17 protein-coding genes and 1 other RNA gene are annotated in these 17,919 nt (G+C 67.7%); 11 read left to right on the forward strand and 7 right to left on the reverse strand.

The genetic code is table 11. The features are described 5' to 3' along the window. Nucleotides 1–173: 173 nt before the first annotated feature. From C5E07_RS05440 to C5E07_RS05465, 6 genes are read left to right on the forward strand one after another with little or no spacing between them, the layout of a single operon-like run. Nucleotides 174–1,244, forward strand: a complete 1,071-nt coding sequence (locus tag C5E07_RS05440; RefSeq protein WP_104298707.1) for an acyl-CoA dehydrogenase family protein — start codon at nucleotides 174–176, stop codon at nucleotides 1,242–1,244. Further along, nucleotides 1,241–2,728, forward strand: a complete 1,488-nt coding sequence (locus C5E07_RS05445) for a bifunctional PIG-L family deacetylase/class I SAM-dependent methyltransferase (RefSeq protein ID WP_104298708.1) — start codon at nucleotides 1,241–1,243, stop codon at nucleotides 2,726–2,728. The genes C5E07_RS05440 and C5E07_RS05445 overlap by 4 nt, the downstream gene beginning before the upstream one ends. Beyond that, nucleotides 2,725–3,555 carry a glycosyltransferase family 2 protein gene (locus C5E07_RS05450; RefSeq protein ID WP_104298709.1) on the forward strand — a complete coding sequence of 277 codons (831 nt, stop codon included), beginning with the start codon at nucleotides 2,725–2,727 and terminating at the stop codon, nucleotides 3,553–3,555. Before C5E07_RS05445 ends, C5E07_RS05450 begins: the two co-directional genes overlap by 4 nt. Beyond that, nucleotides 3,552–4,079 (forward strand): hypothetical protein, encoded by a 528-nt coding sequence (locus C5E07_RS05455; RefSeq protein WP_104298710.1) that lies wholly within the window; start codon nucleotides 3,552–3,554, stop codon nucleotides 4,077–4,079. The genes C5E07_RS05450 and C5E07_RS05455 overlap by 4 nt, the downstream gene beginning before the upstream one ends. Continuing rightward, a complete protein-coding gene (locus C5E07_RS05460) occupies nucleotides 4,076–5,503 on the forward strand; it encodes an NAD(P)/FAD-dependent oxidoreductase (RefSeq protein ID WP_104298711.1) in 1,428 nt (475 codons plus the stop codon). Before C5E07_RS05455 ends, C5E07_RS05460 begins: the two co-directional genes overlap by 4 nt. A gap of 30 nt (nucleotides 5,504–5,533) precedes the next feature. After that, nucleotides 5,534–6,472 (forward strand): aldose 1-epimerase family protein, encoded by a 939-nt coding sequence (locus C5E07_RS05465; protein ID WP_104298712.1) that lies wholly within the window; start codon nucleotides 5,534–5,536, stop codon nucleotides 6,470–6,472. Nucleotides 6,473–6,474: 2 nt separating this feature from the next. Here the strand turns inward: C5E07_RS05465 and C5E07_RS05470 are convergent, their stop codons facing one another. Next, on the reverse strand, nucleotides 6,475–7,461 hold the full coding sequence (locus C5E07_RS05470) for a LacI family DNA-binding transcriptional regulator (RefSeq protein ID WP_181057823.1): 987 nt from the start codon (nucleotides 7,459–7,461) through the stop codon (nucleotides 6,475–6,477). Between the two features lie 174 nt (nucleotides 7,462–7,635). Between C5E07_RS05470 and C5E07_RS05475 the strand changes: the two genes are divergently transcribed. The 3 genes from C5E07_RS05475 (at nucleotide 7,636) to C5E07_RS05485 (ending at nucleotide 10,594) form a co-directional block, all read left to right on the forward strand. Beyond that, nucleotides 7,636–8,460, forward strand: coding sequence for a Nif3-like dinuclear metal center hexameric protein (locus tag C5E07_RS05475; protein ID WP_104298714.1), 825 nt, complete (start codon nucleotides 7,636–7,638; stop codon nucleotides 8,458–8,460). Nucleotides 8,461–8,561: 101 nt separating this feature from the next. Further along, nucleotides 8,562–9,296 carry a zinc ribbon domain-containing protein gene (locus C5E07_RS05480; RefSeq protein ID WP_104298715.1) on the forward strand — a complete coding sequence of 245 codons (735 nt, stop codon included), beginning with the start codon at nucleotides 8,562–8,564 and terminating at the stop codon, nucleotides 9,294–9,296. Nucleotides 9,297–9,445: 149 nt separating this feature from the next. Next, a complete protein-coding gene (locus C5E07_RS05485; RefSeq protein ID WP_104241372.1) occupies nucleotides 9,446–10,594 on the forward strand; it encodes an ABC transporter ATP-binding protein in 1,149 nt (382 codons plus the stop codon). 199 nt (nucleotides 10,595–10,793) lie between these two features. On the opposite strand, the gene C5E07_RS05490 is transcribed toward C5E07_RS05485, so the two are convergent. The 3 genes from C5E07_RS05490 to C5E07_RS05500 form a co-directional block, all read right to left on the reverse strand. Beyond that, nucleotides 10,794–11,756, reverse strand: coding sequence for a carbohydrate ABC transporter permease (locus C5E07_RS05490; RefSeq protein WP_104241371.1), 963 nt, complete (start codon nucleotides 11,754–11,756; stop codon nucleotides 10,794–10,796). Beyond that, the gene (locus C5E07_RS05495; RefSeq protein WP_104241370.1) at nucleotides 11,753–12,883 is read right to left on the reverse strand and encodes a carbohydrate ABC transporter permease; all 1,131 of its coding nucleotides are present in this window, start codon (nucleotides 12,881–12,883) and stop codon (nucleotides 11,753–11,755) included. Before C5E07_RS05495 ends, C5E07_RS05490 begins: the two co-directional genes overlap by 4 nt. 111 nt (nucleotides 12,884–12,994) lie before the next feature. Then, complete coding sequence (locus C5E07_RS05500) at nucleotides 12,995–14,311, reverse strand: ABC transporter substrate-binding protein (protein WP_104241369.1); 1,317 nt, start codon at nucleotides 14,309–14,311, stop codon at nucleotides 12,995–12,997. 322 nt (nucleotides 14,312–14,633) lie between these two features. On the opposite strand from C5E07_RS05500, the gene rnpB reads away from it, so the two are divergent. Next, an RNA gene (rnpB, locus tag C5E07_RS05505) (RNase P RNA component class A) lies at nucleotides 14,634–15,000 on the forward strand. 89 nt (nucleotides 15,001–15,089) lie between these two features. Here the strand turns inward: rnpB and ppgK are convergent. Together ppgK and map are read right to left on the reverse strand one after the other, a co-directional pair. Continuing rightward, complete coding sequence (ppgK, locus tag C5E07_RS05510) at nucleotides 15,090–15,872, reverse strand: polyphosphate--glucose phosphotransferase (RefSeq protein WP_104242077.1); 783 nt, start codon at nucleotides 15,870–15,872, stop codon at nucleotides 15,090–15,092. A gap of 40 nt (nucleotides 15,873–15,912) precedes the next feature. Then, nucleotides 15,913–16,785 (reverse strand): type I methionyl aminopeptidase, encoded by an 873-nt coding sequence (gene map / locus C5E07_RS05515; RefSeq protein WP_104298716.1) that lies wholly within the window; start codon nucleotides 16,783–16,785, stop codon nucleotides 15,913–15,915. A gap of 12 nt (nucleotides 16,786–16,797) precedes the next feature. Here map and C5E07_RS05520 point away from each other — a divergent pair, with 12 nt between their 5' ends. Beyond that, nucleotides 16,798–16,986 carry a hypothetical protein gene (locus C5E07_RS05520; protein ID WP_104241367.1) on the forward strand — a complete coding sequence of 63 codons (189 nt, stop codon included), beginning with the start codon at nucleotides 16,798–16,800 and terminating at the stop codon, nucleotides 16,984–16,986. Between the two features lie 33 nt (nucleotides 16,987–17,019). On the opposite strand, the gene panB is transcribed toward C5E07_RS05520, so the two are convergent. Next, complete coding sequence (gene panB / locus C5E07_RS05525; RefSeq protein ID WP_228496594.1) at nucleotides 17,020–17,847, reverse strand: 3-methyl-2-oxobutanoate hydroxymethyltransferase; 828 nt, start codon at nucleotides 17,845–17,847, stop codon at nucleotides 17,020–17,022. Nucleotides 17,848–17,919: the final 72 nt, after the last annotated feature.

Raw genomic sequence — 17,919 nt, forward strand, 5'->3', positions numbered from 1 at the left:
GTGGGAGTTTCCTCCGCGTGCCTGAGCGCCTGCCGCTACTCGGGAGCGCGCATGATTATCGGGTCGCTCACCTGGTGTCAACCCTCCTGTGCCCTCACGGTCGGCGTGCGTAGCGTGCTGTGGACCGGGGAGTGCAGCGTCCCGCCGTTGGGTATGGCTGGAGGGAGAACAGGGTGCTCGAGTTCATGGGCAGGATCGGGGTCGACGCCGACTTCTGGGACGGCAGCGCCCGGCTCCTCGAGGCCGCCGAGGAGTGCGCAGGGGACGCCCCGCAGATGCTCGGCGTCCTGCGCGAGCTCCCTCCTGTCCCAGTGCCTGGACGCGGTCGCACTCGCTCGCTGCTGCATCTGCTGTCGAGCATCGCTGCGATCGATCTCACCGCCGCCCGTGTCGTCGAGCCGCACTTCGACGCCGCTGCGATCCTCGCGCAGGCGGGGGCAGAAGTCGGAGGCGGTGAAGCCTGGGGCGTCTTCGCTTCTGCGTCGCCGGTGGCTGTCCGCTGGCTTTCGGGAACGGACTCGCACAGCGTCGCCGAGGCTCCGGACGCGGAGCTGACCGGCACCAAGCGCTGGTGCTCGCTCGCAGCGAAACTCGATCGTGCACTCGTCACCGCGTCGGATTCGACGGGGGAGTGGATGTTCGTGGTCGACCTCCGGCAGGCGGCGGTGGTGCCGCGTGAAGGCGGGGCACCCTTGACCGGCCTCCGTGGAGTGCCGAGCGGGCCGGTCGATCTCCACTCGGCGACTGCGAGAGCCGTGGGGGATGTCGCCGACTGGTACACCTCGCGTCCGGGGTTCGCCTGGGGTGGGATCGCGGTCGCCGCCGTGTGGTTCGGGGGAGCGGTGGCCCTCGGGCGTGCGCTCGAACGCGCTGTGGGCGGCAGGGAACCGGACCAGCTCGGTCTCGCCTGGCTCGGTGAGGCGGATCGTCTGCTGCACGGCGTCCAGGTCCAGCTCGACGACGCCGCCGACCGCATCGACGCAGGAAGCGCCGACTGGGCTCTTGCCCAACGGGTGCGCGGGAACACCGCCTCCGCCTGCTGGCGCCTGCTGGCACTCTGCGGAGAAGCCATGGGGCCTGGCCCCCTCGCCTTCGACGCCACGCACGCACGACGGGTCGCCGACCTCACCATGTACCTCAGCCAGCATCACGGAGCCCGCGACGACGCAGCTCACGGGCAGCAGCTCGCGGCCGCGCTGCACCGCTCCTCCGAAGCCCCATCGATCTCGGGGGACGACTCGTGATCGGCGCCGCATCGGTGGAGTTCACGCATCTGGACACGGGGACACCAGAGGCAGCCTGGCGGGAAGCCGGTATCGAGCACCTTCCGACCCTCGCGCTGGAAGATGCACTCGGTCCGGAGACGCTGCTCATCGTCGGAGCCGCGCACCCCGACGACGAGTGCCTCGGCGCCGCTGGCCTCATCCGCAGGGCACTCGCGGCCGGAGCCGCCGTGCGCGTCCTGCTGTGCACCTGGGGCGAGGCCTCGCACCCAGCTTCGCCGAGCGTCCAGCCACCGGCGCTCGCCGAGCTGCGACGAGCAGAGTTCCACGAGGCACTCAGACGGCTCCGCACGAGTCCGTCAGCGGGGTCCGGGGCCACCGGCGGCCAGTCGGGCTCCATCGAGTCGGTCGAGCTCGGCCTCGGCGACGGCCAGCTCTCGCAGTCCACCGACCTCATCGCAGAGGCCGCAGCGAAGATGGTCCGGAATTCGCCGGCACAGCGTGTCGTCATCGCCGCGCCCTACCGGAGAGACGGACACACGGACCACGACACCGTCGGTGCCGCGCTCGCGCGGGCCGCCGCCGAGTCCGGCGCGCTGCTCCTCGAGTTCCCGATCTGGTTCTGGCACTGGGCACACCCCGCGCGCGACAGCGAGTGGCGTCACTGGATGCGGCTCCCGCTCTCACCGGGTGAGACCGACGACAAGGCGGCCGCCCTCGACGCGCACGCCTCGCAGCTGCACGCGCTCTCCGACGAGATCGGCGATGAGACGGTGCTCGGGGCCAGCCAGGTCGAGCACTTCTCGAGGAGCTTCGAGGTCTTCCGGGTGACGGCGAGCGCGACGCGCGACGCCGGCTCGGCGAGTCACACGTTCGATGGCGTCCATGCAGACGCGGACGACCCTTGGGACCTTCGATCCAGCTGGTACGAGCGGCGCAAGCTCGCCCTCATGGTCGGGATGCTGCCCGACGAGACGTACGGGCGCGCCCTCGAGATCGGCTGCTCCATCGGCGAGAGCACCGCAGCGCTCGCAGAGCGGTGCGATCACCTGCTCGCCGTCGACGCGAGTGCCACCGCCCTTGGCCTCGCCGCGGCGAGACTCGCCGATCTCACCGGCGTCGATCTGGCCAAGGCAACCCTGCCGCACGACTGGGACAGTCTCGGTCTCGGACCCGGTCAGCTCGATCTCGTCATCGTCTCCGAGACCGGCTACTACCTGGCGGAGGACGAGCTCTGCGAGCTCCTCGCCAACTCCCGCCGAGCCCTCTCGCCGACCGGCGTGCTCGTGCTCTGCCACTGGCGCGGTCCGATCGACGGCTGGCCGCTCGACGGCGACCGAGTGCACGCCCTCGCAGCACGACTCGGCATGCGCAGCCTCGCCTCCTACGTGCAGGACGAGACCCTCATCGATATCTACGAGAACGGGATGCCGCCGAGCGGGGGCTCCTGCTTCGCCTCGGCCGCAGCCTCTGATGCTCAACAGTCTGCGAGCGCGGCCGGATGACGGTGACGAGCCCGGTGAGCGGTCCGGCGACCGGTGCGGGGAGCTCGAGCACCCCCATCCGCGATCTGCGGATCGTGGTGCCCGCCCGCGACGAAGCGGAGACGCTGGCCGAGTGCCTCGCCGCGTTGACGGTCGCGATGGACTCGATCCGCTGCGCGAGCGCAGGTGTTCGGGTGCAGCTTGTCCTCGTCCTCGACAGCTGCCGCGACGCGAGCGCGCGGATCGCGGCCCGAGCCTCCGAGCGGGACGAGCGCATCCGCGTGATCGAGGGCCTGCACGGCTCTGTCGGCGAAGCCAGACGTGCGGGGGTGAGGGCCGCCCTCAGCCTCAGCTCCGGGGGCGACCCGACAACCGTCGACCCGACCTCGACGTGGATCGCCTCCACCGATGCCGACTCCGCCGTGCCGCGGGGCTGGCTGCTCACACACCTCGAGTTCGCCGACGCAGGCATCGACCTCTTGCTGGGGACGGTGAACGTCGAACCCCAGGCAGATGCTCCGCACATCGAGGCCAGGTGGCGTCGGGACTACTCGAGCGTCGAAGGGCACCCGCACATCCACGGTGCGAACCTCGGCGTCCGGGCCTCGGCCTATCTCGCCGCCGGTGGGTTCCCTCCGATCCGGGAACAGGAGGACACCGGCCTTGCCGCCGCGGTCAGCGCGTGCGGCTTCACCGTGCATTCGACGGCTAGCTCACCCGTCCTGACATCGGGACGGCAACGCGGACGCACGCCGGGCGGCTTCGCTGGCTACCTGGAAGACCTGTGCGCCCCGAATCTCGAGCCACGAGACAATCGGGATACGGCAAGCGAGAGGAGCAGGGCATGACAACGGCACGAGGATTCGACCACGACGTGTACGCGGGATATCTCAACGCGCACCTCCTGGCCTCGGAGGCGGGGCTGCGCGCATTCAAGTCGGCCAAGGCGACGTGGGCCGGATCGCCGCACGAGCCGACGATGCGGTTGCTCATCACCCACATCGCGGCCGACCGCCGCGACCTGGCGTCGCTCATCGATCAGCTCGGCTACCGCGAGTCGCTCCTGAAGCTCTGGCTCACGAACGCGGCGCGCGTGGCGGGCACGTTCAACCCGGTGAACATCCTGCGCCTCAGGCAGCGCCCGAGCACGCAGCTCGAACTCGACACCCTCACCGGCATGGTGCGCGCCAAGCTCTCCATGTGGGAGGCGCTCATCGCAGTGCAGCCCCGGGACCCGCGACTCGTGCTCTCCGGCTTGCAGGAACTCGAAGCCCGTGCGCACACCCAGATCGAGCTCATCCAGAGCATCAGCCGCGACTCCGTCGAGGAACGATTCCTCGAGCAGGACCCACGGGCGGGCGCAGGGCGGTGAGCCGCCGAGCGGTTGTCGTCGGGGCGGGTCCGAACGGACTCACAGCTGCAGCGCTCCTTGCGAGGCGCGGCGTCGAGGTCACCGTGTACGAGCGGGACCCCCAGATCGGAGGAGCGGCGAGGTCCGCCGAGCTGTTCGGGCCCGGTTTCGTGAGCGACCTCGGGGCTGCGGCGCATCCCTTCGGCGTCGCGAGCCCGGCGTTTCGCGAGCTTGAGCTCGAGCAGAACGGGCTCGAATGGGTGCAGCCCGAGATCCCGATGGCGCACCCGCTGCCAGGCGGCCGCGCGGCGATGCTGCACAGGGACATCGAACGCACGGCCCAGGAGCTCGGCGTCGACGGCCCCAACTGGCGACGCCTGCACGAGCACTTCTCGCACCATCCCTTCGAGACGGTGGAGAACGCGATGGGTCCGCTCCTGCGAATTCCCCCGCATCCCGTCGACATGGTGCGACTCGGGGTCTTGGGGGCCCTGCCGGCGGCGACGCTCGCGAACCTCGTCTTCCGAAGCGGCGCGGCCAAGGCACTCCTCGGCGGCTCCTCGGCGCACGCGACGCTGCCGCTCACGCGGCCTCTGACATCGGCGTTCGGCATCGCCTTCGGCGCCCTCGGCCACAGCACCGGGTGGCCCGTGGCGAAGGGCGGCTCGGCGAGCATTACGGATGCGCTCGCCAGGGTGCTCCTCGCCAACGGCGGCCGCATCGAGACCAACGCAGAGGTCACCGACCTCCGCGACCTCCCGCGGGCTGACGCCGTCCTCCTCGACCTCACGCCGAAGCAGATCCTCCGCATCGCCCCGGAGCAGCTGGAGTCGCGCTATGCCGCTCACCTCGCACGATGGAAGTACGGGGCTGGCGTGCACAAGATCGACTACCTGCTCGACGGACCCGTGCCGTGGGAGGACGCGCGGGTCGCGTCCGCCGGCACCGTGCACGTCGGCGGGGAGTTCCGGCAGATCATCGAGGCCGAACGCGACATCAACCGCGGGCGCATGCCGGAGAGGCCGTTTGTCATGGTCACGCAGCAATCTGCTGCGGACGCGAGCAGGACACACGATGGCAGGCAGGTCCTCTGGTCGTACGCGCACGTCCCGAACGGGACAGCGCTCGACGTGCGCCCAGCTCTCGAAGCACAGATCGAACGCTTCGCGCCCGGCTTCGCAGACGTGGTCCTCGAACGTCGAGAGTGGTCGCCGAGCGCGCTCGAAGCGTGGAACCCGAACCTGGTCGGCGGTGACATCGGCGGCGGTTCGATGGCGGGCACGCAGCAGCTGTTCCGGCCGGCGCCCTCGCTGCATCCCTACCGCGCCGGACGACGGGGACTCTACGTGTGCTCGTCGTCGACGCCGCCCGGGGGCGGGGTCCACGGCATGCCGGGTCTGCACGCTGCACGCGCCGTGATGCGCGATTGGGCACGCCGCGACTGAGCCGTCGGCGCGTCCCGCTACGGTGGACGCATGCATCCACCAGTCACCGGTCCCCAGCACGAGGTTGTGAGCGGACGAGTCCGCGTCAAGGTCGGCCGGGTCGCTGCGGTGCTCCGTTCCCTCGAGGTCGGCGGCGTGCAGCTCGTCGAGGACTTCGGCGACGATGTGCTCCCACCCTTCGGCGCTGGCCTGACGCTGTTCCCCTGGCCGAACAGGGTCAGGGATGGCCGATGGGCGCACGACGGGAAGACGCAGCAGCTCGACATCACGGAGCCAAGCAAGGGCAACGCCTCGCACGGTCTCCTGCGCAACACGGAGTACGCGGTCGTCGGAGAGACAGGCTCGGGCCTCGAACTCTCCGCGACGGTGTTCCCGCAGCACGGCTGGCCCTTCACGCTCCGCCACACGGTGCGGTACGAGGCCGTCGACGACGGCCTCGTCGTCACGCACACGGTCGCCAATCTCGGCACGCAGAAGGCGCTCTTCGCGGTCGGTGCTCACCCGTACTTCCGCGTCGGAGAGGAGCCGATCGCCGATCTCGTCGTCAGCGCCGACCTCGTCGAGCGCGTGCTGCTCGATGATCGACTGCTCCCGGTCGGAACCGAGCCCGTCGTGTCGGGAGGAACGTTCGACCTTCGTGCGGGTCGCAGGGTGGGCGATCTCGACCTCAACTACGCCTTCCGCGTCCGCCCTTCCGGTGACCGCACGCTGCTGAGCGTCGAGTCCGCGGCCGGGGCCCGCCTCGAGCTCTGGGGCGACGCCGACTTCCGGCACCTCCAGCTCTACACGCCCGCCGACTTCCCCCGCCCCGACGAGCACCACGGAGGCACTGGCCTTGCGTTCGCCGCGGAGCCGATGACGTCACCACCGGACGCCCTCAATTCGGGCGTCGACCTCATCGAGCTCGACGTCGCGCAGGTCTGGAGCAGTTCGTGGGGAGTTCGCTTCTCACCGGCAGACGAGAGCTGAGCTCAGACGCCCTTGCCCGAAGAACGGCGGACGACGAGCCGCGGTTCGACGAGCAGTTCCTGCGGCAGCGATTCGTTGCCCGCCTCGGCCTCGATGAGCCACCTCGCGGCCTCACGTCCGATGACCCCGTTGTGCGGGTCGACGGAGGTGAGCGAGACACCGGCGATGGATGCGAGGAACGAGTTGTCGTAGCCTGTGAGCGCCACGTCGTCCGTCGTCAGGCCGCGCTCCTCGAGCGCACGTTGCACGCCGAGGGCGGCGAGGTCGTTTGGTGCGATGATCGCGGTCGGCGGGGTCGCACGGGACAGCAGGCTCGTCGCCGCGACGTAGCCTCCGAGCTCGGTGAAGTCGCTCTCCTGGACCTGCACGTGTCCGGCGAGTCCGTGCGCCGTCATCGCTTCCTCGTAGGCTTCCGCCCGGCTGCGGCCGGCGGCGGCAAGCCCTCCGAGATGCGCGATGTCGCGGTGGCCGAGGGAGGTCAGATGCTCGACCAGGAGCGCGAGGCCCTTGCGGTCGTCGGTTCGCACGCAGCCCGCGTTCGGCAGCCCTTCGGCAAGGCCGGATGCCACGACGACGGGACGATCCTCCGCGAGAGCACCGAGCGAGGCGGCATCAGGAAGGGAGCCGGCGATGAGGACGCTCCTCGGCCGAAGATCGCTGAGCGTCGCGATCGTGCCCTCGTCGAGCTGGCGCACGGTCCCCGACTCGGGCAGCACGGCGGTCGTCATCAGCCCGCGCCGACCCGCCCGGTCGAATTCCAGGCTCGCCGCGTCGATGATCTCCGCGAACACGGGGTTGATCGGGTCTGCCACGAGAATCCCGATGAAGTCGCTCATGTTGGTCGCCAGCGACCTGGCCAGCAGATTCGGTCGGAACCCCAGCTCGTCGGCGGCTGCGAGCACACGGCTCTTCCGCGCCTCGCTGACCTTCTCCGGATCGCTGTACACGAGCGAGACGAGCGACTTGGACACGCCGGCAACCGCCGCCACGTCGCGAATCGTAGGACGCTTTGCGGGATTTGGGACAGCACGACGCTGTTGCTCTGACAAGAGGTCTCCTGGGGGAAACTCTGGGAGAAGGGCTCCGGGGGAGGGAGCTTCGGAGTGCTAACACTACGCGGAAAGTGCGGCACCGGACGGCAGCACCGCCGGTAGAATCGCCCCATGGTGACCCGACTGCGCGACGTGCTCATTTTCGGAGAGCGGAACTGGCCCTCGTCAGGAGCGGAGTCCTGGGACTCGGTCGGTCTCGTCTCCGGCGCGCTCGACGCTGAGGTGGGCCGCATCCTCCTCGCAGTCGATGCCGCCCAGCTGACCGTGAGCGAAGCCGTCGACACATCCGCCGACCTCCTGCTCGTGCATCATCCGCTGCTTCTGCGCGGCGTCACGACCGTGGCGGAGTCGAGCGCGAAGGGCTCGCTCCTCGCGCAGCTCATCCGCGCGGACTGCGCGCTTCTCGCAGCGCACACGAACGCCGACGTCGTGGAGACCGGCACGTCGGCGGCACTCGCCGCTGCGCTCCGGCTCGAGCAGGTCACGCCGATCGTGCCGTCCGCAGACAACCCCGACCGCGGCCTCGGACGCGTCGGCGTCCTCCCGCAGCCCATGACGCTCGGGGCGCTCGCACGGGCTCTCGCGGGCATACTGCCGGCAACCGCGACGGGGATCCGAGCAGCGGGCTCCTTCGACCGCCTCGTCGAGACCGTCGCGCTGTGCGGCGGAGCCGGCGACTCGCTGCTCGAGGACCCGAAGGTCGTCGGGGCCGACGTCTACATCACGAGCGATCTTCGCCACCACCCGGCCTCGGAGTCGCTCGAGCAGACACTCGCACGCGGTCGGGGGCCCGCACTCATCGACACCTCGCACTGGGCGAGCGAGTGGCTGTGGCTCGACCATGCTGCTCGTGAGCTGCGCGCGGAATTCCCGCAACTCGACGTCGAGGTGTCCGAGCTCCGCACCGACCCGTGGGAGTTCGCCATTCCCCAGTAGTGCGCGGCGGGCCACGTGCGCGCCCTGCGCGGGCGGCACACGACTTCACGACAGAATGAGGGAACTATGAACGACAACCAAGACATGAACCGGGGCCGGGCATGAAGGCCAGCGAAGCAGACCAGCGCCGTCTGCTCGACCTGGCCGAGGTCGACACCAAGCGCCGCCGTGTGCAGCACGTCGCGAAGAACCTGCCAGAGCAGCACCACCTGAACGCCCTCGACGAGGTGCGGACGAAGCACCGCGCTGAGGTCGTGCAGCTGCTCGGGCAGCTCGAGGACTCGCGCAGCGAACTCAAGAAGATCGAGTCGGATGTGGAGACCGTCGAGGCGCGTCTGAAGCGCGACAACGACCGGCTGCAGGGTGCGTCGAGCCGGAAGGACATCGAGGCGCTGCAGCGCGAGATCGAGGTGCTCCAGCGGCGCCGGACGATTCTCGAGGACGGCGAGCTCGTGGTCATGCAGCGCGTGGAGGAGCAGACCGCGGCGCACGAGGGCGCGCTCGAATCGCAGCGAAGCGTCGAAGACCGCGCGCGGGAGCTCACGGTGCTGCGCGACGCCGCTCGCGACAACCTCAAGGGCGAGTACCGTGTCCTCTCCGAGCAGCGGGCGAGCGTCCTCGCGAGCCTGCCGGCTGACCTCGTCGCGCTGTACGAGAAGCAGCGTGAGCGCTACGGCGTCGGCGCGGCCGAGCTCATCGGCAACATCACGACCGGAACCAACGTGGCTCTCGACCGGCCCGAGCTCGAGAAGATCCGCCGCGCCGCGCCGGATGACGTCGTGATCTGCCCGGACTCTGGCGCCGTCCTGGTCCGCACGGAGAAGTCCGCGCTCTGATCTGAGAAAGTCGAGCGCCCGCCGCTGAGTTCTGACATACTCAGTGGCGGAGCGCCGACGGCGTCGCTTGAAGTGAAACGCATCGTTGCTCCTCACCTATTACTACGGATCGTCCGGCACGTACCTGCCGGTAATGAGGGAGTACTCCTATGGCAACTGTGACCTTTGAAAGCGCCTCGCGCGTCTACACCGAGGGCGCTCGTCCCGCGGTCGACAGCCTGGATCTCGAGATCGACGACGGAGAGTTCCTCGTCCTCGTCGGACCATCCGGCTGCGGCAAGTCGACATCGCTGCGCATGCTGGCAGGGCTCGAAGAGGTGAATCACGGCCGCATCCTGATCGGCGACCGCGACGTCACGCACCTCCCGCCCAAGGACCGCGATATCGCCATGGTGTTCCAGAGCTACGCGCTCTACCCGCACATGACGGTCGGCGAGAACATGGGCTTCGCGCTCAAGATCGCTGGCATCAACAAGGAAGAGCGCGCCAAGCGTGTCCTCGAGGCCGCCAAGATCCTCGACCTCGAGCCGTACCTCGACCGCAAGCCGAAGGCGCTCTCCGGTGGTCAGCGTCAGCGTGTCGCCATGGGTCGCGCCATCGTGCGCAGCCCCCAGGTCTTCCTCATGGATGAGCCGCTCTCCAACCTCGACGCGAAGCTCCGTGTGCAGACGCGTACGCAGATCGCGAGCCTCACCCGCCGCCTCGGCGTCACCACGGTCTACGTCACGCACGACCAGACCGAGGCCCTCACGATGGGTGACCGCATCGCGGTCCTCAAGGACGGGGTCCTCCAGCAGGTCGGAACGCCGCGCGAGCTCTACGCGAAGCCGAAGAACGTCTTCGTCGCCGGCTTCATCGGCAGCCCGTCGATGAACATCTTCGGTGCCGACCTCACCTCAGAGGGCGTTCGCTTCGGAACCGACGTCATCCCGCTCGAGCGCGCCACGCTGGCAAAGCTCAAGTCCGGTACCGCCACGGTCGGAGTCCGCCCCGACGACATCATCATCTCGCGCGAGGAGAAGCCGGGCCTCAAGGTCGAGGTCGACCTCGTCGAGGAGCTGGGCGCGGAGGGCTACCTCTACGGCCACTCGATCATCGACGGAACGCGCACGGACATCGTCGCTCGCGTCGACGGCCGCAGCCACCCTGAGGTGGGCGAGACGATCTACGTCACCACGGACAACGACCACATCCACATCTTCGACCCGGAGACCGAGCAGCGCATCAGCGGTGCGCTCACGGAGGCCATCCGCCTGCAGGAGGCGAACGACGCTCTCGCGAGCGGAGCCGCCAACTAGCACGCTTCTCCAGAGCGGCGAACGCCCTCCCCAGATCACAGATCTGGGGAGGGCGTTCTGCTGCGCGACCGAGGAGATGCGTCGGTATGGGGGAGCGAGGGAGCGGGCACCACGAACTGCTGCGTCAGCGCACGACTGAGGGGGAGCCGGCTGGCTCCCCCTCAGTCGTGTGATGCGAGCGCCCGAGGCGCCGACGGGACTAGCCCTTCGTGGATCCTGCCAGCAGGCCGCGGACGAAGTAGCGCTGCAGCGAGAAGAACACGATGAGGGGCACGAGGATGGAGAGGAACGCACCAGCCGTGAGGAGCGGCCATTCCTGACCACGCGAACCCGTGATCTCGGCAAGCAGCTTCGTCATGGGGGCCACCGCACCGTCCGCGAAGACGAGCGCGACCAGCAGATCGTTCCAGACCCAGAGGAACTGGAAGATGCCGAACGAGGCCACGGCGGGCAGCGTCAGCGGCACGATGATGCGGAAGAAGATCTGGCCGTGGCTCGCACCGTCGACGCGAGCTGCCTCGATGACCTCACGCGGGATCTCCGAGATGAAGTTGTGCAGCAGGAAAATGGCGAGCGGCATGGCGAAGATCGAGTGAGCGATCCACACCTGTGCGAAGCCAGCATCTGCTCCGAACGCGGCGATCACGGGGACACCGAAGATCTCACCGCGGGCGAAGAGCTGCAGCAGCGGCACGAGTGCCATCTGGATCGGCACGACCTGGAGGGCGAAGACGAGGATGAACAGCCAGTTCTTGCCCTTGAAGTCCATCCACGCGAACGCGTACGCGGCGAGCAACGCGATCGCGAGCGGGATGACCGTCGCGGGGAGCGCGATGACGATGGAGTTCAGGAACGCCTGCGCCATCGTGAGCTGCGTATTGCCGGAGGCGAGCACCTCGACGTAGTTGTCGAAGGTCAGGCCCCAGTTCTGGAAGATCGTCCACCAGCCGGTACTGACGACCTCCGCCTTGGGCCGGAACGAGGAGACGAAGAGCCCGAAGGTCGGGATGGTCCACACCACGGCGATCGTGATCGCAGCGATGGTGGCCCAGCGGCTGGTGAGGTTCTTCTTCACCTTGCCGCTTGTGCTCTTCTCGCCTCGTGCGAGCTGTTCCGCCGTCTTCGTGTCGACGGGCAGTTCGACTGGAACGATGGCGCTCATCGGATCTCCCTCTGCTTCTTCATCTGGTTCGCGTTGTAGATGATGATCGGCAGCACGAGGATGAACAGCACGACCGCGAAGGCGGCCGATCGTCCGGTCTCGAAGGTCTTGAACTGCGTGTACATCTCGTTCGCGATGACGCTCGTGTCGTTCGCGCCCGCGGTCATCGTGCGAACGATGTCGAAGACCTTGAGCGAGGCGATGGAGATCGTCGTGACGACGACGACGAGCGAGGAACGGATGCCGGGGACCGTGACGTTGATGAATCGCTGCCACGGGTTGGCACCGTCGAGGGACGCGGCTTCGATCTGGTCCATCGGAACGCCCTTGATGGCGGCCGAGAGCACGACCATGGCGAAACCGGTCTGCACCCAGATGAGCACGATGATGAGGAAGAACGTGTTCAGTGGCGACTCGGCGAGGAAATCGTATGGCTGCCCGCCGAACCAGACGATGATCTGGTTGAGGAGGCCGATCTGGTCCTGATCGGCTGGTCGTGCCGTGTACATGAACCGGAAGATGATGGACGCGCCCACGAACGAGATCGCCATGGGCATGAAGACGAGCGCCTTCAGGAACTTCTCACCACGCGACTTGTCGATGAACACGGCGTAGGCGAGGCCCGCGACTGTCGACAGGATCGGCGTCACGACGACCCAGATGATCGTGTTGAGGACGGTCCGGATTCCGCTTGGCTGCGTGAAGATCCAGATGAAGTTCTCGAGGCCGACGAAGTCGCCGGACTTGTTCGTGAACGCCTGGCCGGTGGTCTGGATGCTCGGGACGATGAGTCCGATGATCACCAGGATCAGCGCAGGTGCGAGGAAGCCGATGAGGCCGATCAGGTAGCCGGCGCCTTCACGCGACCGCTGGTCGAACCAGAAGAGCAGCGCACCGAGCAGGATGGCGACGATTGCCGCCCAGGTGTAGGTGCCGAGGATGAACACGAGTGCGACTGGGACTGCGATGCAGACGACGAGCCGCAGGATCGTGTATTTCTTGCCGGGTCGAGGGGCGAGCTCGACGAAGTAGACGATGAGCGCAACCACCGCGAGGAACGCGATGATGACGATCGGGACTTGCAGGAGTGGCGGCAGTTGGGCCAGCCACGTGAAGAAACTTGCCATTGTGACCTTCCAGGGTGGCAGACAAGCACGTGCGCGGGGGACGTCGTCGTCCGTGCGGTGGAATGCGTGTGGAGCACCCGGCGCGACGCCGAGTGCTCCACAACACGGTGCTTAGCTGGAGGGCCAGCCTGATTCGATCTGGGTGGTCACGGTGTTGACGTCCGTGCCGTTGATCCAGTCGATGATGCCCTTCCAGAACGTTCCTGCTCCCACTGCCGAGGGCATGAGGTCAGATCCGTCGAAGCGGAAGGTCGTCGCCGGGTCCTGGAGGATCGCGATGGACTCCTGCAGGATGGGGCTGGACGCGCTTGCCGGGTCGAGACCGGTGTTTGCGCTGATCACGCCTCCGAGGGAGACGCGGCTGTTCGCCCACTCAGGGCTGGAGAGGTACTCCTGGACCTTGACCGTGTCCTCGTCCGCGTTGAACGATCCCACGATCTCGCCGCCGCCCGTGACGGCGAGTTCCTTGCCCTCGACGGGCGGGGTCATGAAGGCCCAGACGTCGCCGTCCTCACCGACCGTGCCGCCCGCTTCGGTGATGAAGCCGTCGTAGAAGGAAGCCTGGTGGTGCAGCGCGCACGTGCCGTCGACGAGCTTCGCGGCTGGGTCGCCGAATGCGGTCGAGTTGATGGAGCGCACGTCGCCGAAGCCTGCGTTGACGTAGTCGGGGTTCGTGAGGATCTTGCCTGCTTCATCGAACGCGGCCTGGATGCGCGGGTCGGTGAAGGGAATCTCGTTCGCGACCCACTGGTCGTAGACCTCTGGTCCCTGCTGGCGGATGACCAGGTCTTCGATCCAGTCGGTGCCCGGCCAGCCGGTTGCGGCGTCTGAGCCGAAGCCGGCGCACCAGGGCGCGGTTCCGGTCTTGGCCTGGATCTCGCCGGTGAGCGTGATGAGCTCTTCCCAGGTCTTCGGCACTTCGTATCCGTTGTCCTTGAAGAACTTCGGCGAGTACCAGACGAAGCCCTTGAGGTTCGCCATGAGTGGCGCCCCGTAGACCGTGCCGTCGTACGAGGAGTACGTCTTCCAGTCTTCCGACCAGTACTGCTCGAGGTTGCTGACGACGCCTTCCGGTGCCTCCGTGAGCAGGCCACCACTGGCGAGGTCGCCCATGAGGCCGGGCTGCGGGAAGATTGCGATGTCCGGCGGGGTACCGCCCTGGGCTCGAACGGAGATCTGCGTCTCGAACTCCTTGGAGCCTTCGTAGACGATCTCGATGCCGTTCTCTTCCGCCCAGCCGGCCCACGATTCCTCGAGGAGCTCGGCTTCGGCGTCGACGATCGTGCCGTAGATCGTGACCTTGTTGTCGCTTGGGCCGCCCGAGCTGTCCTGCACGCCGGGGCCACCGGAACAGGCGGTCAGGGCGAGACCGGCGACTGCGAGTGCGGCAACCGATGTTGCGGCACGTCGCTTCGTGGATGTTGTCATTGAACTCCTCCTTAAGTCCTTGACTGCGAGCGAACCGCCGTTCCGGGCAGTCATTGCCCAGATTTGCTGCAAGAGCTCGTCGGTTCGGCTACGGCATTCCTGAGAGCTGCGTGTGGAAATGCCGTGCGCTTTTGGAGCGTACACGAACTCCTCAGTTGATCCACGCCGTTCACTAAGTCGTTATGAAGGGATGTCCAGCTGCGGCGAATATGGCACGTTCCTCGCTCTGACCCCTGCTCATGGAAGCATCATTCGCTCACGCTGGGTCAGGTTGTCTGGACAATTTCCGGAGCGTTCTCCAGGCACTACGATGGTGCGTGAGCAGGTCGACCAGGCGGTCGCGTCATGGGAAGCCATGCCGAGGAACGTCCGGGCTCCGCAGAGCAGGACGGTGGGTAACGCCCACCCGGGGAAACCCGCGAGACAGTGCCACAGAAAGCAGACCGCCCCGCCGCGTCCTTCGGGATGCAGGGGTAAGGGTGAAAGGGTGGGGTAAGAGCCCACCGGGCGCCTGGTGACAGGCGCCGCAAGGTAAACCTCGTCCGGAGCAAGGCCATACAGGGGATGACGACGCTGCTCGCCGAGTCCCCGGGTAGGCCGCTAGATGCACGCGGCAACGTGTGCGCGAGAGAGATGGCCGCCCCCGATTCACATCGGGACAGAACCCGGCGTATCGGTCGGCCTGCTCACTCTCTTGGTCGCGGTGCCGGGCTTGAAGCTGTTCTGGCTTCCGGCCCGGCCTCCGCCGTTCGATTCAGCGCGTGTCGAGGGTCGGGGATCAGACCCAGTGCTCGGCTGCGAGGCATGCTGAGCCGACGATGCCAGCGTTGTTCATGAACTCGGCGACGACGATGGGGGTCTCGACGTCGATGTAGTGCAGGAACTCGTCTGCCTGCTTGGAGATGCCGCCCGAGACGATGAAGACGTCGGGGGAGAAGAGCGCCTCGAGCTGACGGTAATAGGGAGTGAGTCGCGAACCCCATTCCGAGAACGACAGCTCATCGCGCTCGCGCACCTTCGACGAGGCGAACTTCTCGTAGTCGCTGTGGTCGCCGATGCTGATATGCCCGAGCTCGGAGTTCGGGAACAGGTGGCCCCCGTAGAACATGGCCGTCCCGATGCCCGTGCCGAGCGTCGTCATGATGACGCTGTCGAGTCGCCCGTGCGCCACGCCGAAGCGCACCTCCGCGATGCCGGCCGCGTCTGCATCGTTCGCGAGCGCCACTTCGCGCCCGACCGCCTCGGAGAAGGCCGCCCTGGCGGCGAAGTCGATCCAGCGCGGCGAGATGTTGGCCGCGGAGCGCGTCACCCCGTGCTTGACGATCGCGGGAACGCTGATGCCCACCGGGACGTCCGTGTCGCCGTCGAGGTCCTTGTCCCAGATCTTGCGGACGATCTCCATGGTCGCGTCGATGACCTCGCGCGGGTCACCGCCGACCGGCGTCGGCACCTTGCGCCGCTTGGAGAGCAGCTCGCCTGTGCGGAGGTCGACGAGCGCCCCCTTGATGCCGGTGCCGCCGATGTCGATGCCGATGGCCTTGGTGGCTCTGCTCTTGCCCATGCGTGTGAGCATATCGGGAGCGGGGTGCCCGTTCGCGCCGTCAGGCCGATGGCACGGTCAGGAGCCGCGGGCCGTCTGAGGTGACGACGACGGTGTGCTCCCACTGCGCGCACCGAGAGCCGTCGGAGGTCACGACGGTCCAGCCGTCATCCCAGAGGCGCCAGTCCGAGGTTCCGAGCGTGAGCATCGGCTCGACGGTGAAGACCATTCCCTCTTCGATGACCGTGGTGTGCTGCGGGGAGTCGTAGTGCGGAATGATCAGGCCGGAGTGGAATGCCCCACCGACACCGTGGCCCGTGTAGTCGCGCACGACCCCGTAGCCGAACCTGCTCGCGTACTTCTCGATGACGCGCCCGATGACGTTGACCTGCCGTCCGGGCTTGGCTGCGGCTATGCCGCGCATCATGGCCTCGTGCGTGCGCTCGACGAGCAGCCGCGACTCGTCGGCGACGTCGCCGACGAGGTACATGCGGTTCGTGTCTCCGTGCATGCCCTCAAAGTAGGCAGTGATGTCGACGTTGAGGATGTCTCCGGATTCGAGCATCGTGTCGTCTGGGATCCCGTGGCAGATCACCTCGTTGAGCGAGGTGCAGCTCGATTTCGGGAACCCGCGGTAGCCGAGCGTCGACGGATAGGCGCCTCGCGCGGTCACGAAGTCGTGCGCGATGCTGTCGAGCTCATCGGTGGTGACGCCTGGGACGGCGAACTGCTCGAGGTGCTCGAGGGCATCGGCGGCGATGGCGGATGCCCGTTCGATCCGGGCGATCTCCTCCGGCGTGTAGACGTCCCCGCCCGTCCACGTGTCCGGAGCCTGCTTGCCGACGTACGGCGGGCGGGCGATGGCGGCTGGGACGGATCTGGCCGGGGCGCTGCGGCCGGGGATGAGGAGTCCTGTGTTCGGGTCTTTCGGCATACGCTTGAGCCTATGACCGATACGCATGCACAGGAATTCTGGTACAACTCGCGCACGGGCGAGGTCGAGGTCGGACGGCAGTCCCTCGGCTCCGAGCTCGTCGGCCCGTTCGCATCCGAGGCAGAGGCGAAGCGCGCCCCTGAGAAGCTTCAGGAGCGCGCGAAGGCCTGGGCTGAGGAAGAGGCCGAAGAGGACCGCTGACCTTCGGCGTCCCTCCTCGTTCTCGAGGCGGCCCTAGCCGGACTGGTCCTCGAAGCTCTCCGCCTCCGAGGGGAACGCGCCTGACTTGACCTCGTCGCGGTAGCTCGATGCGGCGTCGAGGAGGATGCCGCGCAGGTCGGCGTACTTGCGCACGAAGCGCGGCATGCGACCGGTGCCGAGGCCCATCGCGTCGGTCCACACGAGGATCTGGCCGTCGCACTCGGCACCGGCGCCGATGCCGATGGTCGGGATGACGAGCTCCCGCGTGATCTCCGCGGCCAGGACGGCTGGGACCATCTCGAGGACCACGCTGAACGCGCCGGCCTCCTGCACCGCCCGAGCGTCTGCTCGAACTCGCTCCGCCGCGTCGCCTCGGCCCTGCACGACGTGCCCGCCGAGGCCGTGCTCGCTCTGCGGGGTGTAGCCGATGTGGGCCATCACGGGGATCCCGGCTTCGACGATGCGCTTGATAGTGGCCTGCGAACGCACGCCGCCCTCGAGCTTCACCGCCTGCACGCCGGCCTCCTTCATGAACCTGACCGCGGTGTCCAGAGCCTGCTCCGGTCCGCGCTCGTAGCTGCCGAACGGAAGATCTGCGACGACGAGGGCTCGCGACACGCCGCGTGCGACGGAGCGTGCCATGGGAATCAGCTCATCGACCGTGACGGGCAGCGTCGAGGTCTCACCGAGCACCGTGGTGGCCGCGGAGTCTCCGACGAGGAGCACGTCGATGCCTGCCTCGTCAAACACTGCAGCGGTCATGGCGTCGTAGCTCGTGAGCGCGGTGATGCGCTCGCCGGCGGCCTTGGCCGTCTGAAAGTGTCGAATTCGGACTCGCTTCGGTGCACTGGCCTGAGACATGCAGGCCATCATACGGCGGGGCGGCCTCAGGCCCAGTAGCCTAGGGGGAGGCGCACAACAAGAATTGGAGCC

This window comes from Pseudoclavibacter sp. RFBJ3, from assembly GCF_002931375.1.
GTDB lineage: Bacteria > Actinomycetota > Actinomycetes > Actinomycetales > Microbacteriaceae > Pseudoclavibacter.

What these genes read in the sequence shown, in the direction of transcription:
- C5E07_RS05475 (WP_104298714.1), top strand. Translation starts at nt 7,636, where the DNA reads ATGGTGACCCGACTGCGCGACGTGCTCATTTTCGGAGAGCGGAACTGG.
- map (WP_104298716.1), bottom strand. Translation starts at nt 16,785, where the DNA reads ATGCCGAAAGACCCGAACACAGGACTCCTCATCCCCGGCCGCAGCGCC.
- C5E07_RS05495 (WP_104241370.1), bottom strand. Translation starts at nt 12,883, where the DNA reads ATGGCAAGTTTCTTCACGTGGCTGGCCCAACTGCCGCCACTCCTGCAA.
- C5E07_RS05485 (WP_104241372.1), top strand. Translation starts at nt 9,446, where the DNA reads ATGGCAACTGTGACCTTTGAAAGCGCCTCGCGCGTCTACACCGAGGGC.
- C5E07_RS05455 (WP_104298710.1), top strand. Translation starts at nt 3,552, where the DNA reads ATGACAACGGCACGAGGATTCGACCACGACGTGTACGCGGGATATCTC.
- C5E07_RS05450 (WP_104298709.1), top strand. Translation starts at nt 2,725, where the DNA reads ATGACGGTGACGAGCCCGGTGAGCGGTCCGGCGACCGGTGCGGGGAGC.
- C5E07_RS05520 (WP_104241367.1), top strand. Translation starts at nt 16,798, where the DNA reads ATGACCGATACGCATGCACAGGAATTCTGGTACAACTCGCGCACGGGC.
- panB (WP_228496594.1), bottom strand. Translation starts at nt 17,847, where the DNA reads ATGTCTCAGGCCAGTGCACCGAAGCGAGTCCGAATTCGACACTTTCAG.
- C5E07_RS05480 (WP_104298715.1), top strand. Translation starts at nt 8,562, where the DNA reads ATGAAGGCCAGCGAAGCAGACCAGCGCCGTCTGCTCGACCTGGCCGAG.
- C5E07_RS05500 (WP_104241369.1), bottom strand. Translation starts at nt 14,311, where the DNA reads ATGACAACATCCACGAAGCGACGTGCCGCAACATCGGTTGCCGCACTC.
- C5E07_RS05465 (WP_104298712.1), top strand. Translation starts at nt 5,534, where the DNA reads ATGCATCCACCAGTCACCGGTCCCCAGCACGAGGTTGTGAGCGGACGA.
- ppgK (WP_104242077.1), bottom strand. Translation starts at nt 15,872, where the DNA reads ATGGGCAAGAGCAGAGCCACCAAGGCCATCGGCATCGACATCGGCGGC.
- C5E07_RS05490 (WP_104241371.1), bottom strand. Translation starts at nt 11,756, where the DNA reads ATGAGCGCCATCGTTCCAGTCGAACTGCCCGTCGACACGAAGACGGCG.